The following is a 13881-nucleotide window of genomic DNA, read 5'->3' on the forward strand; positions in this document are numbered from 1 at the left end:
GCCCACCGGGGCGGACGCGGTGCGGCCAGCACCGCCCCGCCCCGCCCCGCCCCGCCGCCAGGCGGCCTGCGGGCATTACAGTTCCACCTGCATGCCCATCTCGACCACCCGGTTCGGCGGAATCTTGAAGAACTTGGTGCTGCGCATGCCATTGCGCGCCATGAACGAGAACACCGCCCTGCGCCATCGTTGCATGGCCGGCCTTTGCGCCGCCACGACAGTTTGCCGCGACAGGAAATACGAAGTGCGCATGGGCTCCAGGCCTATCTCGGGAAACGCCTCTGCCACCTGTCTGAGTACCGCCGGCACATCGGGGTCTTCCTTGAACCCGTAATTCGCCACGACCTGCCAGCACGACACGCCGACCTGCGTCACGTCGAGCCGCTCGTGTTGTGCCGCGTACGGCACGTCCACCACGTGTATGGTCAGGCACACCACATGATCATGCAGCACCTTGTTATGTTTCAGGTTGTGCAGCATGGCAGCGGGCACCATGCCCGGGCTCATGGTCATGAAGACCGCCGTGCCCGGCACGCGGGCCGGGGGAAACTCTTCCAGCCCCTTGAGGAAAGCCTGCAACGGCTGGTGGTCGCGCTGCTGAAGCACAGCGAGCAGCTGCCGCCCGCGACGCCACGTCATCATCAAGGCAAAGATCACCACGCCGACCATCAGCGGCAGCCAGCCCCCTTCATGAATCTTGAACACATTGGCACTGAACAGCAGCAGGTCGACGAGCAGAAGCACCCCGAGTACCGCCAGCCACAGCGCGCGGCGCACCCCCGCCGCCTCGCGTGGCAGAACAGCAAAGGCCAGCACCGTGGTCACGAGCATGGTGCCGGTTACGGCAAAACCATAAGCCGCAGCCAGGCTCTCGGAATTCTGGAACAGCATCACCAGCACCAGCACCGCCAGCAGCAGTAGCACGTTGACCTGCGGCAGGTAGATCTGCCCCTTCTCGGCCGCCGAGGTGTGCAGAATCTGCATGCGCGGCCAGTATCCCAGTTGCACGGCCTGGCGGGTGACCGAATAGGCGCCGGAAATCACGGCCTGCGACGCAACGACGGTGGCGACGGTGGCCAGCACCACCAGCGGCGCCAGCGCCCAGTCGGGCGCCATCAGGAAAAATGGATTGCGTATCGCCTGGGGCTCACGCAACAGCAGCGCCCCCTGACCGAAATAACACAGCACCAGGGCCGGCAGCACCATCGAGAACCAGGCACGCCGGATGGCCGGCCTGCCGAAGTGGCCCATGTCGGCGTACAGGGCTTCGGCGCCTGTCAGCGCCAGCACCACGGCCCCGAGCAAAAGGAAACTGGCCAGGGGAAACTCGCCTATCATCCGCCAGCCCCATAGGGGGTTGAGCGCCTGCAACACCTGCGGCGCCTGCCAGATTTGCCAGCCGCCCAGCGCCGCCAGCGCAAGAAACCACACCGCCATCACCGGCCCGAACAGCCTGCCCATGGCGCCTGTGCCATGCGACTGGATGGCGAACAGGCCCACCAGCACCGCGACCGACAGGGGCACGATCCAGGCATCGAGCCGGTGCGACACCACACCCACTCCCTCAATAGCGGACAGTACGGATATCGCGGGTGTGATCATGCTGTCGCCGTAGAACAGCGCCGCGCCGAAAATGCCGAGCACCACCAGCAGCCAGCGCGCCCGCCCATGCCGCCCGCGCACAGCCAGTTCCAGCAACGCGAGCGTCCCGCCCTCGCCCCGATTGTCTGCGCGCAGCACCAGGGCGACATACTTGAACGATACCACCAGCATCACGAGCCAGAACAGGATCGAAAGCACACCCAGGATGTGCTCGGGCGACAGGTCGCTGAAGCCCGCCAGACAGGCGCGCAAGGTGTACAGCGGGCTGGTGCCGATATCCCCGTACACCACGCCCAGCGCGCCCAGCATCAGCAAGGTCGTCGACGAAGGGGCCTGCGGCTGGACTTCACGGCCCGGAAGGTCGGCACTCATGAAGTTCGGTCGTGGCGGGTCAGTTGCGCGCCCTTGCGCGGGCCGGGAAATACCACGGACAGGCGGGTGCCGGCATACTCGGGCCGGCTGGTGAGTTTCCACCAGGCCCCATGCGCATGGGCGATCTCGCGCACGATGGCCAGCCCTAGCCCGGAACCGCCGGCCGTGCTGCCTGGCGAGCGGTAGAACGCTTCGAACACGCGTTCGCGCTCGTCGCCCGGAATTCCCGGGCCGTTGTCCTCGACGGTGAGTGCGGGCGGATTGATACCCACCGTCAGCGTAATGCGTCCCGCGGTTTTGCCGTAACGCACCGCGTTGTCGATGAGGTTGCCAAGCAGCTCGTCGAGCAGCAGCGGATCGCCGTCTATCCACACCGGCTCGTCAGGCGCCACCAGGTCGATCTGGAAATTCGCCGCGCGCGCGTGAGGTATCCATTCTGCGCCGCTGGAGCGGACCCATTCGCACAGATCGATACGCACGAAACTGTCCTGCGGCCGCGCATTGGGGTCGGCGCGCGCCAGCACCAGCAATTGCTGACCCAGCCTGATCATGCGGTCGCTGACGGCTTTGATCCGCTCGGCGCGGGCCCGCACGTCATCGGGCAGCGGGCGGGCCAGCATCAGTTCCGATTCCATCCGCAACCCGCTCAGTGGCGTGCGCAACTGGTGCGCCGCGTGACCGATGAATCGGCGTTGCGCCGCCAGCGAGGCGTCCAGGCGCCGCAGGAGATCGTTCGTATGGGTCACCAAGGGCTCGATCTCGACCGGGACGCCTGCGACTTCCAGCGGCTGCATGTCGTCGATGGAACGCTGACGAATCTCGTCGGACAAGTGATTCACCGAGCGCAGACCGGATCGGATCCCCTGCACGATCACGCCTGCGAACACGGCCACCAGCACGCACTGGCCGGCAACCATCAGCCAGAAGAAATCTTCCAGCATCCAGCCGGACATGTCTAATTTGTGGCTGATGACCCAGGTGGCGAGCAGATCCAGCGCCACCAGCAGCAGGATGGGCGGCAGGAGGCGCTTGACCAGGTAGCGTGCGAGCGAGCCGCGCCGCAGGCGCCAGCGCGCATAGCTGGGGCCGGGTTCAGTGAGCGGGGATGGCACGGTGCCGGGCGCCGGCCGGGCGGCGTGGCGCGCGGGCCGGCCGGACGTGTTCACGCCTGTTCGGAATCCAGCATGTAGCCGAATCCGCGCACCGTCTGGATGCTGGCGCCGGTACCCTCCAGGCGCTTGCGCAGGCGATAGACGTAGACTTCGACCGCGTTCTCGCTGAAGTCGGCGTCCCAGGCGGAAAGCGAATTCACGATCTGGCGTTTGGTCACGACGCGGCCGGCGCGCGCCATCAGCATTTCCAGCACCGACAACTCGCGCACCGATAGCGACAGGCGCTGACCGTTGGCACGCACTTCGCGCCCTACCGTGTCGAATACCAGCGGTCCGGTCTCGATCAGGGGCTGCGCCTGGCCGACGCGCCGCCGTCCGAAGGCGCGCACGCGCGCCGCCAATTCCGGCAGGTCGAACGGCTTGGTGACGTAGTCGTCGGCGCCCGCATCCAGCCCGGCGACGCGGTCGTCCAGCCCGTCGCGGGCGGTGACGATGAGAACGGGGACTTGGTTGCCGTCCTGGCGCAGCTGGCGCAGAACGTCGAGACCGCTGCGGCCTGGCAGGTTTAGGTCGAGCAGCAGCAGATCGTAAGACTGCCCGGCCAGGGCACCGAGCACCTTGTCGCCCTCGGTGAGCCAGTCGACAGCGTACCCTTGATCGGCCAGGAACTCCTGCAGCGCGTGGCCCAGGGTGGTGTCATCTTCGATTACGAGAACTCGCATGCGGCGATTCTAGCGCGAAGCGCGGCTGGGCCTGGTAACGTCTTATAAGCCAGCAGGGTCAATCTGCAGCGGCCGGTGTGGATGCCGAAGCGGCGGCACCAGCGCGGGCGCCGGCGGTGGCAGCGGCGGGGCTTTCGGTCGCAGCGCCGCGCGAGCCGGCGTCGGCCGAAGCCGCGCCACCCGGCTGCGGAGTGGTAATGAAGCCGATGCGCGAGACCCCCGATCGGCGCGCGGCAGCCATCACCTGGGCCAGGGTTTCGTAGCGCGTGTTCATGTCGGCGCGGATGCGCAGTTCAGGCTGGGGCTTGGACTGGGCGATGCCCAGGAACCGGTTTGTCAGGTCTTCCATGGCAACCGGCTGCTCGTCCCAGAACAGGGCGCCCGCCGCATCGATGGCAAGATCCACCGTCTTGGGCTCTTCCTCGACCTGCTCCGCAGTGACCTGAGGCATGTTGATGCGGATCGAGTGCGCCATCAGTGGCGCCGTGATGATGAAGATCACCAGCAGCACCAGCATCACGTCGATCAGCGGCACCATGTTGATCTCGGACACGGTGTGGCTGCCCGGCCCCTTGCTGTCGAAGCTGCCGAAAGCCATTATTCGGCTCCCCGGTGGCCGGCGGACGCGTTATGACGCCGCAACGCGCGCACCTTGCCGTCGGACAGCACCACCTGTTGGCCCGTGCTAAGGAATGCAAACATATCATGGGCAAAAGCATCGAGCTGCGACAGGAAGACCCGATTGCCCCGCACAAAGGCGTTATAGGCCAGCACGGCGGGAATGGCCACGGCCAGGCCCAGACCGGTCATGATCAGCGCCTCGCCGACTGGACCGGCGATGCGATTGATGGTGACGCCGTCGGCCAGGCCGATACCGACCAGGGCGTGGTACACACCCCAGACGGTGCCGAACAGGCCCACGAACGGGGCAGTGGAACCCACCGAGGCCAGCACTGTCAGGCCGTTTTCGAGTTTGGCGGTTTCTTCATCGATCACCTTGCGCATCGTACGCGTGACGAACTCGCCATTGCCGCCGCTTTCTTCCAGCTTCGTGGCGCCGAACTTTGCGTGATGCGCCTGAGCATGCATGGCGTGGCTGGTAAGGTGCGAGAACGGGTCACGCGCCCCATGAGTGACGATTTCGTTCTCGACCTGCTCCAGCGAACTGGAGTTCCAGAACTTGTTGAGGAACTCGGCCGAACGGCGGCGCATGCGCATATTGCTGACGAACTTCACCAGGATCAGGTACCAGGTGAGCAGCGACATCACGATCAGGATGGCGAACAGGCCCTTGCCCACGAAGTCGCTCTGCGCGATGAAGTGCAGAAAGCCCATGTCCGCCGTCACCGGCAGCGGGGGCGGCGGCGCGACGGCCGCCTGAGCCATCGCCGCGCCGGCCTGGCTCAGCGCATCGGCGGCCTGCTGCGCGCCTGGCAGCGCACCGGAAGCCACGGGCGCCACTGCCTCGGCGGCGCCAGCGGCAGAGGGGGCGGTGCTCGCCTGCGCCACCAGCATGGCGTTATGCATAGCGTTGGACATCTCAGTTCCTCATTACGAAATCGAACGGTAATCGGGCTTTGGCCGGGTACGCCACGCCATTGCGCATCAGCGGCTTGAAACGCGCCTTGCGCGCGGCGGTCAGGGCCGACTCGTCAAGCCGGGAGTGGCCGGAAGACTGGGCGACTGTGGCACGCTCGACCAACCCTTGGGTATTGATTTCCACCAGTACCACGACCCTGCCCTCTTCGCGCAAACGCTTCGAGGTCATGGGATAGACCGGCAAAGGTCGGCGGCCCATGTATTCGACGCTGGACACCATGACAGGTTCGTCGGGCGGCGGGCCCTGCACCGGCGCCTGCGTCTCCTGTGCACCCTCCGGGGCGCCGGCTGGCGGTGTGGGCGCCTTCGGCGGCGTAACCGGCTTTTCCGGCCTGGGCTCGGGCTTCGGCTTGGGTTCCGGCTTGGGCTTGGGCTTCGGCTTGGGCTTCGGTTTGGGTTCGGGCTTGGGTTCCGGCTTGGGAGCCGGCTCGGCGGCCTTTTCCACCACAGGCTCGGGTTCGGGCTCCGGCTCGATAACCGGCGCGGGCTCGGGTTCGACCACGGGCTCGGGCTCCGGCTCTGGTGGAGGCGGCTCGGGTTCGGGCTCGGGTTCGGGCTCGGACTCGGGTTCCGGCTCGGGTTCCGGCTGCGCCGGCTCGACGGCAGGCTCGGCCTTGGCAATCTGAGGTATGGGCGCCTCGATCACGCTCACCATGACGGCTTCGGGTTCAAGCAGTTGAGGCGGGGCCTCTTCCGGCATCCAGTAAATTGCCGCAACGACCGCAACGTGCGCCGCCAGCACGGCAAGACCGGCGCCGGCCCGTAAAGCCAAAGGTGTTTGCGAACGAGCAGACCAACCGAGTTGAGGACCGGGCATGAACTAGCCGAAAAGCGTCGATGTCGGCCGGCCGCGCGCCGGCACCACGCCGGGGAACGCCAAGGCCGGCGAATTCCAAGTCCGACATATTATATTAAATGCGAATGATTCGCACATACTTTTAAAACTAGGTCAGGGGGGGCCCGGCCTTTCGGTGCGCGCTCGGTCAATGTGCCCCAGCGAGCGTGTCGGGTCCAGGCGGTCGCGCACGCGCTGTTTAAGCACCTTCGCATCCGGGAACCCCGCGTCGGCGGCGCGGTCCCACAGCAACTGATCGTTGTAGTGGATGCGAAAGACGCCGCCCGTCCCGGGAACCAACGTCACCGCCTCAAGGTCGGTGGCGAATGTCGACAGCAGCTCTTGCGCCATCCAGGCGGCGCGCAACAGCCACTGGCACTGCGTGCAGTACGTAATACTGATTCGAGGACGGTTCGTTTCACTCATGGGATTATTCCGGGCCATGCCATGGGCCGCCGCGCTCGGCGCCCCGGTTGCCAGTATGCTCGCCCCTGCTTGCGCGGCGCAAGCCGTTTACGCTGCACTGCAGCACGCCTGCCGGATTCGCAATACAATGCGCCTGCGCGCCCGATGCCCGGACGCCAGCCCGCTTGCGCGCCGCCGCGGGCGCCATCTTCTTCTACGCCGCGGGGGTTCGCACTCGCCCGGCACGGCCCCCGCGGGCCAGCCTTTCCCGGCCCCTGGTTTCTGACATGTCCGGTAGTTCCGCCAATTCCTTTCTACGCACGCTCTGCAGCCTGCGCTGGCTTGCCATTGCCGGGCAGGCCGCCACGGTGCTGGTAGCCAGCGGCATGCTGGGCCTGGACCTGCCGCTGCGGCCGCTCTGGGCCGGCGTGGCGCTGCTGGTGGCCTTCAACCTGTACGCCAGCGTGCGGGTGCGACGCAGCCGCACGGAAATCGCCCCGGGCATCGCATTCGCCCACCTGCTGGTCGATATCGCGGTGCTGGCCTGGATGGTGGGCTGGAGCGGCGGCATCCATAACCCTTTCGGGTTGATGTTCCTGATCCTGATCGCCCTCGCGGCGCTGGCGCTGCCGCGCGCCTGGGCGCTGGCCGCGGCGATCGCCTGCCTGGCCGGCTACTCGGCCTCGGCCATGCTGGGCCAGCCGCTCGAGGGCCATCACAACCCTTACGCACTCATACTGTGGGGCATCGTAGCCAGTTTCTTCATTTCGGCCATGGTGGTGCTGTACTTCACGACGCGACTGGCCGCCGACCTGCGCAGCCGGGAACGTGAACTCGCGGCGCTGCGCGAACGCTTCACGCGCAACGAAGGCATTGTGGCGCTGGCCACGCACGCCGCCGCAATGGCGCATGAACTCAATACCCCCTTGGCCACCATGGCCCTGCTTGCGGATGAAATCGCCGCCGAGGTGCGCACCGACGAATTACGCGCCGATGTCGCCTTGCTGGGGCAATTGCTGGCGCTGTGCCGCGAACGCATCCGCAACCTGGCCGTGCCCACCGAGGTCGACCTGGTGCGCGTGGTCAGCCAGTGGCGCCTGGTGCGCCCCACCATAGACTTGCACCGCACCGGAGAGCTGCCTGCCAGCCTCAGGGTGGAACCCTCCATTGCCCACCTGTTGCAGGCCTTGCTGAACAATGCCGCCGACGCCGGCGAAGCCGCGGGCAACCCGCGCATCGACCTGCACCTGGAATACCGGGCCGGCGCCCTGCAGGGTGAAGTGCGTGATCATGGACGCGGCTTCGACCCGGACCATTCCCTGCTGCCCGCCACCAGCCTGTTTCACAGCGGCAAGCCTGGCGGGCTGGGCGTGGGCCTGGCTTTATCGCACGCCACCGTAGAACAATTGGGCGGCGAAATGACAATGACTGCGGCCGACGGAGGAGGCGCCCGCATCCGCTTTTACCTGCCGCTGGCGCCAGGCGCCGCGGCTGCCTCGGAAACCCCAGCATGAGCCCCTCCGACATTGGCCTATTGATCGACGACGACGAACTCTATGTGCGCACCCTGCAGCGCAGCCTGACGCGTCATGGCCTCGAAACCCGCGTAGCGACCAGCATCGCCGAAGCCTTGCGCGTTGCCGAAGAAATTCTTCCCGCATTTTCATTGGTAGACCTGAGGCTGGGCGAAGACTCGGGATTGACGCTGATCCGGCCCTTGCGTGCCCTGCGCGCCGACATGCGCATTCTGCTGGTGACGGGCTACGCGAGCGTTGCCACGGCGGTGGAAGCCATCAAGCGAGGCGCCGACGACTACCTGCCGAAACCGGCCACCGCACCCATGATCCTGCGCACACTGGGCCTGGCCAAACCCGAGTCAGTCGCCATCGAGTCCACCATGACGCCGCTGCACCGACTGGAATGGGAACACATCCAGCAAGCCTTGCACGAGAGCGGCGGTAATGTGTCCGCCGCCGCCCGGCTGCTGGGCATGCACCGGCGTTCGCTACAACGCAAGCTGGCAAAGAAGCCGGGGCCCGAGCGCGATTTCAGCCCCGACTGAGGCGTCGGCATCACTCGGGGGTGCGACACGTTGTCGCACCTCAACGCCGGGCGCGCGCCTGGCCTGCCGGGGGCACAAACCGTTGCTCCTGCTGTTTTGCAGCTAAGCCGCGATGTGGATGCGACTTTTCGTCGCATGTTTGCGATGCAACAAACCGTTAGCATGCGCCTTCCCCGCTGCTTTGCGCTTACTCAAAGCGCCACTGCATTGATGCCGGTTACGGCGATTCATCCCTCAAGGCTGTACGTGAAACACCCCCACTTTGCCACCTGCGCGCGCTGGCTCGCCCTGGGTGCGCTCATGCTGCTCGGCGGCTGCACCATGGAAGTGCTGGACCCCAAGGGCGACATCGGCGCCCAAGAGAAAACACTGATCCTGACTGCACTGGGGCTGATGCTCCTGGTCGTGGTGCCCGTCATCATCATGACGCTGTACTTCGCATGGAAATACCGCGCATCGAACACCGAAGCCGTGTACCTGCCGCGCTGGGCGCACTCGACGCGCATCGAGATCGTGGTGTGGACCGTCCCCTGCATCATCGTCGCCATCCTGGCCGTGCTTACCTGGCGCTCGTCGCACGCCCTGGACCCCTACCGCCCCATCGAATCCACGGTGACGCCGGTGAACATCGACGTGGTGTCGCTGGACTGGAAATGGCTGTTCATCTATCCGGACTTCGACATCGCCACGGTGAATGAAATTGCCTTTCCGGTGGACGCGCCGGTGCAGTTCCGCATCACTTCGGCCTCGGTGATGAACTCATTCTTCATTCCGCAGCTTGGCAGCCAGATCTATTCGATGGCGGGCATGGAAACCAAGCTGCACCTGATCGCCCGCGAGGCCGGCACCTACGCCGGCATTTCAGCGAACTACAGCGGCGGCGGGTTCTCCGGCATGCGCTTCAAGGCCATCGCAACGACACAGCAGGGCTTCGAAGACTGGGTGCAGCAGGCGCGCGCGTCCGGCAACCCGCTGACGCCGCAGGTCTACCAGGCACTGGCACAGCCCAGCACGAACCAAGGGGTTACGCGCTATTCGACGGCGCCTACCGGCATGTTCGACTACATCATGCATAACCAGATGAGCCAGATGGCCGGCCTCGATCCCGCCACCTGCACGCCCACCTCCAAGAATCTGATCGCAGGAAACAACTGATGTTCGGCAAACTCACCCTGGACGCCGTACCCTACCACGACCCCATCATCCTGGGGACGCTGGTCATGTGCACCATTCTGGGCATTGCACTGGTGGCCGCCGTAACCTACTACCGCAAGTGGTCGTACCTGTGGACCGAATGGCTGACGTCGGTCGACCACAAGCGCATCGGCGTCATGTACATCATCGTGGCGCTGGTGATGCTGCTGCGCGGCTTCGCCGACGCCATCATGATGCGAACGCAGCAGGCTGTCGCCGCCGGCGACGCCGCGGGCATACTTCCCCCGCACCACTACGACCAGATCTTTACCGCGCATGGCGTGATCATGATCTTCTTCATGGCCATGCCCTTCATCACCGGTCTGATGAACATCGTAGTGCCCTTGCAGATCGGCGCCCGGGATGTCGCCTACCCGTTCCTGAATTCACTGAGCTTCTGGCTGTTCGGGGCTGGCGTCGTGCTGATGATGCTGTCGCTGTTCGTGGGCGAATTCGCCGCCACCGGATGGTTGGCGTATCCCCCGCTGTCCGGACTGGACTACAGCCCCGGCGTGGGAGTGGACTATTACCTATGGGCGCTGCAGATATCGGGTCTGGGCACGACGCTCAGCGGCATCAACTTCATCGTAACCATCCTGCGCATGCGCGCGCCCGGCATGAGCCTGATGAAGATGCCGGTATTCACCTGGACGGCACTCGTCACCAACGTGCTGATCGTCGCGGCGTTCCCGGTACTGGCCGCCACGCTTGCCCTGCTTACCGCCGACCGCTACCTGGATACGCACTTCTTCACGAACGACATGGGCGGCAACGTCATGATGTACGTGAACCTGATCTGGATCTGGGGCCACCCCGAGGTCTACATCCTGATCCTGCCCTGCTTCGGCGCGTTCTCGGAGATCGTGGCCACCTATTCGAAGAAGCCGCTGTTCGGCTACAAGTCGATGGTCTACGCAACCGCAGCCATCGGTGTGCTTTCGTTCCTGGTGTGGCTGCACCATTTCTTCACGATGGGGTCCGGCGCCAACGTCAATGCCTTCTTCGGCATCATGACGATGATCATCTCTGTGCCCACAGGCGTGAAGATCTTCAACTGGCTGTTCACGATGTACCGCGGCCGAGTGGAAATGACCACTCCCATGCTCTGGACCATTGGGTTCATGGTCACGTTCGTCATCGGCGGCATGACCGGCGTGCTGATGGCCATACCTGCCGTATCGTTCGTGCTGCACAACAGCCTGTTCCTCATCGCCCACTTTCACAACGTGATCATCGGCGGCGTGGTGTTCGGCTGCATCGCCGCAATGACCTACTGGTTTCCCAAGGCCTTCGGCTTCAAGCTCAATGAGCGGCTTGGCAAGTATTCGTTCTGGTGCTGGCTGGTGGGTTTCTACCTGGCTTTCATGCCGCTGTACATCCTGGGCTTCAAGGGCATGACCCGCCGCGTGAACCATTACGACAACCCCGACTGGCAGCCCTACCTGATCGTTGCGCTGGTCGGCGCCTGCTTCGTGGCGCTCGGCATCTGGTTCCTGCTGCAGCAAGTGTTCGTCAGCATCCGGGACCGCAAGCAGAACCTGGACACGACCGGCGACCCATGGGGCGGCCGCACGCTGGAATGGGCCATTCCTTCGCCCGCACCGTTCTACAACTTCGCGCACGTGCCCCACGTCGAGCACCTGGACCAGCACTGGGAAAACAAAGAGCAAGGCGTGGCCTTCAAGGCGCCCGCCAGCTACGAAGACATCCACATGCCCCGCAACACCGCGGCCGGCGTCTATATCGGCGCCCTCGGCCTGGCCATGTGTTTCGGCCTGATCTGGCATATCTGGTGGATGGCCATCGTCGGGCTGGTCGGCATGATCGGCAGCTTCCTCGTGCGCGCCTATGACCGCGACGTCGATTACTACGTGCCGGCACAGGAAGTCGCTCGCATCGAATCCGCCCATTTCGCCAATCTGTCCAAAGCTGCCTGAGCCATGACGCAAGTTGTAAGTACCCTTCCCCACGGGCACGGCCACGCCGCGCACCATCACGATGACGGATCCAAGACCGTATTCGGTTTCTGGATCTACCTGATGAGCGACCTGCTCATCTTCTCGGTGCTGTTCGCCACTTTCGCCGTGCTGTCCCAGGCGACGGCCGGCGGGCCGACGGGCAAAGAACTGTTCGATCTGAAGTTCGTGCTGGGCGAGACGATGCTGCTGCTCATCAGCAGCTTCACCTTCGGCATGGCGATGCTGAGCATGCACAAAGGCAACCTGCCGCGCGTGATCGGCTGGCTGTGCGCCACCTTTCTGCTCGGCGCCGGCTTCATCGCGATGGAAGTCTACGAATTCCATCATCTGATCAGCATGGGCGCCGGCCCCCAGCGCAGCGCCTACCTGTCGGCGTTCTTCGTGCTGATCGGCACCCACGGCCTGCACGTCGCCTTCGGCCTGCTCTGGATCGCGATCATGATCGACATGCTGCGCCGCCACGGCCTGGAACCCGTCAACACCCGGCGCCTGGCGTGCCTCAGCCTGTTCTGGCACTTCCTGGACATCGTCTGGATCTGTGTCTTCACCTTCGTCTATCTGATGGGAGCGCTCTGATGATGCACCATGCAAGCCCAGCTACCGCCCATGAGCACGGCCATGACGACGCCGCCCACGGCACGCTGAAATCGTATCTGGTGGGCTTCGGCCTTTCCCTGGTGCTCACCCTGCTGTCGTTCGGCCTGGTCATGAGCGACGCCGTGCCACATGGCGTGGCGCTGCCGGGCATCGTGATCCTCTGCGTGGTTCAGCTGTTGGTACAGCTTGTGTACTTCCTGCATATGGGCGCGTCGCGCTCGCAGCGGGACAATCTGGCGGCATTCGTGTTCGCCGTCTTCATCATCGCGATCATCGTGGGCGGCTCTGCATGGGTGCTGCACAACATGAACGCCAACATGATGCATGCCATGCCCGCAGGCATGTAATGGCAGAGGCACGCCAGCAGCCGCGGCGCAGACATGCATGCAGTGGCGCCGGCGCGTCCGCCGCGCACGCCATTTGCGGCGTGCCCTGGGCTCCGGTATACTGCGGTCCGCGCTGCAGTCATGCATCGGCGCACTGCGGCACCGGGGGTGCTTAGCTCAGCTGGTAGAGCGGCGCCCTTACAAGGCGTAGGTCACAGGTTCGACCCCTGTAGCACCCACCACCCCCTCGCATCAAGGCACTCGGTTTTCCGGGTGCCTTTTTGTTTGAGCGCTCGCCGCCATCGGGCAATCTCCTGGCCACGGGCGGCCGCCCCGCCCTTGCGGCCGGCGCAGCATGCCGCTACCGCCTGCCATGGCCGCCTGGTTTGTCAGGCGTGCCCATGCATAAGCCCGAAATAAAAGCCCAAAAAACACAAAAGCCCTTGAATTCCGGCGCAGCGCGCCATTCAAGGGCTGTTCTTTCACGGCGCCAGCGCCGCGCGGTGACGTCGATCAGTTGACGGCGTCTTTCAGGGCCTTGCCCGGGCGGAACTTCGGCACCTTGGCTTTCTTGATCTTGATCGTTTCGCCGGTGCGCGGATTGCGGCCCGTGCGCGCAGCGCGCGCCGAAACGGCGAACGTGCCGAAGCCCACCAGCGTGACCGTACCGCCCTTCTTGAGCGTGGTCTTGACAGCACCGATCAGGGCGTCAAGCGAACGGCCAGCAGCAGCCTTCGAAATGTCAGCTTTGCTGGCGATATGATCGATGAGTTCGGTTTTGTTCATTCAGGTTTACCCCTCACGGTATTTGGTTCTGTCAGGCGCGCCCTGGCATCGGAGCGTGGACTCGATACCGGCAGACGGAGAACGGACGAGTGGAATGCTTCTGGGCACTACCAAGCGCAACTGCAAAATTGCTGCGTCGCGGAGACTTCACGGCACGATTTCGTGGTGAAGCGTCAGCGACGCAGAGACGTATTAGGCCTTGCGCGGAAGCGGCTGTCAAGAGGATAACTAGCCAAAAGCCGCGCCAATACTGGCTGACAGCCGCACGATGCATAAGCACATTTGCGTAC

Annotated in this window: 14 protein-coding genes and 1 tRNA gene; 7 read left to right on the plus strand and 8 right to left on the minus strand. The window is 64.7% G+C overall.

Annotated elements, in window-relative coordinates; genetic code table 11:
• Positions 1-75: 75 nt before the first annotated feature.
• The 7 genes from ACV17W_RS04280 to ACV17W_RS04310 form a co-directional block, all read right to left on the minus strand.
• Positions 76-1974: a potassium transporter Kup gene (locus ACV17W_RS04280; protein WP_462595212.1), complete on the minus strand. Its 1899-nt coding sequence runs from the start codon at positions 1972-1974 to the stop codon at positions 76-78.
• Positions 1971-3086, minus strand: a complete 1116-nt coding sequence (locus tag ACV17W_RS04285; RefSeq protein WP_462596456.1) for a sensor histidine kinase — start codon at positions 3084-3086, stop codon at positions 1971-1973. The genes ACV17W_RS04280 and ACV17W_RS04285 overlap by 4 nt, the downstream gene beginning before the upstream one ends.
• Positions 3087-3136: 50 nt before the next feature.
• Positions 3137-3808, minus strand: coding sequence for a response regulator transcription factor (locus tag ACV17W_RS04290; protein ID WP_462595213.1), 672 nt, complete (start codon positions 3806-3808; stop codon positions 3137-3139).
• A 58-nt stretch (positions 3809-3866) separates the two neighbouring features.
• Positions 3867-4406 carry an ExbD/TolR family protein gene (locus tag ACV17W_RS04295; protein ID WP_462595214.1) on the minus strand — a complete coding sequence of 180 codons (540 nt, stop codon included), beginning with the start codon at positions 4404-4406 and terminating at the stop codon, positions 3867-3869.
• Complete coding sequence (locus ACV17W_RS04300) at positions 4406-5347, minus strand: MotA/TolQ/ExbB proton channel family protein (RefSeq protein ID WP_462595215.1); 942 nt, start codon at positions 5345-5347, stop codon at positions 4406-4408. The genes ACV17W_RS04295 and ACV17W_RS04300 overlap by 1 nt, the downstream gene beginning before the upstream one ends.
• Before the next feature lies 1 nt (position 5348).
• Positions 5349-6224, minus strand: a complete 876-nt coding sequence (locus ACV17W_RS04305; RefSeq protein WP_462595216.1) for an energy transducer TonB — start codon at positions 6222-6224, stop codon at positions 5349-5351.
• A 132-nt stretch (positions 6225-6356) separates the two neighbouring features.
• Positions 6357-6668, minus strand: coding sequence for an Rdx family protein (locus tag ACV17W_RS04310; RefSeq protein ID WP_462595217.1), 312 nt, complete (start codon positions 6666-6668; stop codon positions 6357-6359).
• Between the two features lie 266 nt (positions 6669-6934).
• On the opposite strand from ACV17W_RS04310, the gene ACV17W_RS04315 reads away from it, so the two are divergent.
• From ACV17W_RS04315 to ACV17W_RS04345, 7 genes are all read left to right on the plus strand, one after another.
• The gene (locus tag ACV17W_RS04315) at positions 6935-8161 is read left to right on the plus strand and encodes an ATP-binding protein (RefSeq protein ID WP_462595218.1); all 1227 of its coding nucleotides are present in this window, start codon (positions 6935-6937) and stop codon (positions 8159-8161) included.
• Entirely contained in the window at positions 8158-8709 is a 552-nt protein-coding gene (locus ACV17W_RS04320) for a response regulator transcription factor (RefSeq protein WP_462595219.1), read from the plus strand. Before ACV17W_RS04315 ends, ACV17W_RS04320 begins: the two co-directional genes overlap by 4 nt.
• 246 nt (positions 8710-8955) lie before the next feature.
• The gene (cyoA, locus tag ACV17W_RS04325) at positions 8956-9864 is read left to right on the plus strand and encodes a ubiquinol oxidase subunit II (protein WP_462595220.1); all 909 of its coding nucleotides are present in this window, start codon (positions 8956-8958) and stop codon (positions 9862-9864) included.
• A complete protein-coding gene (gene cyoB, locus ACV17W_RS04330; RefSeq protein WP_462595221.1) occupies positions 9864-11840 on the plus strand; it encodes a cytochrome o ubiquinol oxidase subunit I in 1977 nt (658 codons plus the stop codon). The genes cyoA and cyoB overlap by 1 nt, the downstream gene beginning before the upstream one ends.
• Positions 11841-11843: 3 nt before the next feature.
• Positions 11844-12458 carry a cytochrome o ubiquinol oxidase subunit III gene (gene cyoC, locus ACV17W_RS04335; protein WP_462595222.1) on the plus strand — a complete coding sequence of 205 codons (615 nt, stop codon included), beginning with the start codon at positions 11844-11846 and terminating at the stop codon, positions 12456-12458.
• A gap of 2 nt (positions 12459-12460) precedes the next feature.
• The gene (cyoD, locus tag ACV17W_RS04340) at positions 12461-12826 is read left to right on the plus strand and encodes a cytochrome o ubiquinol oxidase subunit IV (protein ID WP_462596457.1); all 366 of its coding nucleotides are present in this window, start codon (positions 12461-12463) and stop codon (positions 12824-12826) included.
• Positions 12827-12971: 145 nt separating this feature from the next.
• Positions 12972-13047 (plus strand) — tRNA-Val (locus ACV17W_RS04345).
• Between the two features lie 271 nt (positions 13048-13318).
• Here ACV17W_RS04345 and ACV17W_RS04350 read toward each other — a convergent pair.
• The gene (locus tag ACV17W_RS04350; protein ID WP_003812968.1) at positions 13319-13591 is read right to left on the minus strand and encodes an HU family DNA-binding protein; all 273 of its coding nucleotides are present in this window, start codon (positions 13589-13591) and stop codon (positions 13319-13321) included.
• Positions 13592-13881 lie beyond the last annotated feature (290 nt).

The organism is Bordetella sp. MIP270_01_BMS, assembly GCF_054958705.1.

Coding starts and splice junctions, on each gene's coding strand:
- ACV17W_RS04290 (WP_462595213.1), bottom strand. CDS start 3,808: ATGCGAGTTCTCGTAATCGAAGATGACACCACCCTGGGCCACGCGCTG.
- cyoB (WP_462595221.1), top strand. CDS start 9,864: ATGTTCGGCAAACTCACCCTGGACGCCGTACCCTACCACGACCCCATC.
- ACV17W_RS04305 (WP_462595216.1), bottom strand. CDS start 6,224: ATGCCCGGTCCTCAACTCGGTTGGTCTGCTCGTTCGCAAACACCTTTG.
- ACV17W_RS04350 (WP_003812968.1), bottom strand. CDS start 13,591: ATGAACAAAACCGAACTCATCGATCATATCGCCAGCAAAGCTGACATT.
- ACV17W_RS04295 (WP_462595214.1), bottom strand. CDS start 4,406: ATGGCTTTCGGCAGCTTCGACAGCAAGGGGCCGGGCAGCCACACCGTG.
- ACV17W_RS04310 (WP_462595217.1), bottom strand. CDS start 6,668: ATGAGTGAAACGAACCGTCCTCGAATCAGTATTACGTACTGCACGCAG.
- ACV17W_RS04300 (WP_462595215.1), bottom strand. CDS start 5,347: ATGTCCAACGCTATGCATAACGCCATGCTGGTGGCGCAGGCGAGCACC.
- ACV17W_RS04280 (WP_462595212.1), bottom strand. CDS start 1,974: ATGAGTGCCGACCTTCCGGGCCGTGAAGTCCAGCCGCAGGCCCCTTCG.
- cyoC (WP_462595222.1), top strand. CDS start 11,844: ATGACGCAAGTTGTAAGTACCCTTCCCCACGGGCACGGCCACGCCGCG.
- ACV17W_RS04320 (WP_462595219.1), top strand. CDS start 8,158: ATGAGCCCCTCCGACATTGGCCTATTGATCGACGACGACGAACTCTAT.
- cyoD (WP_462596457.1), top strand. CDS start 12,461: ATGCACCATGCAAGCCCAGCTACCGCCCATGAGCACGGCCATGACGAC.
- ACV17W_RS04315 (WP_462595218.1), top strand. CDS start 6,935: ATGTCCGGTAGTTCCGCCAATTCCTTTCTACGCACGCTCTGCAGCCTG.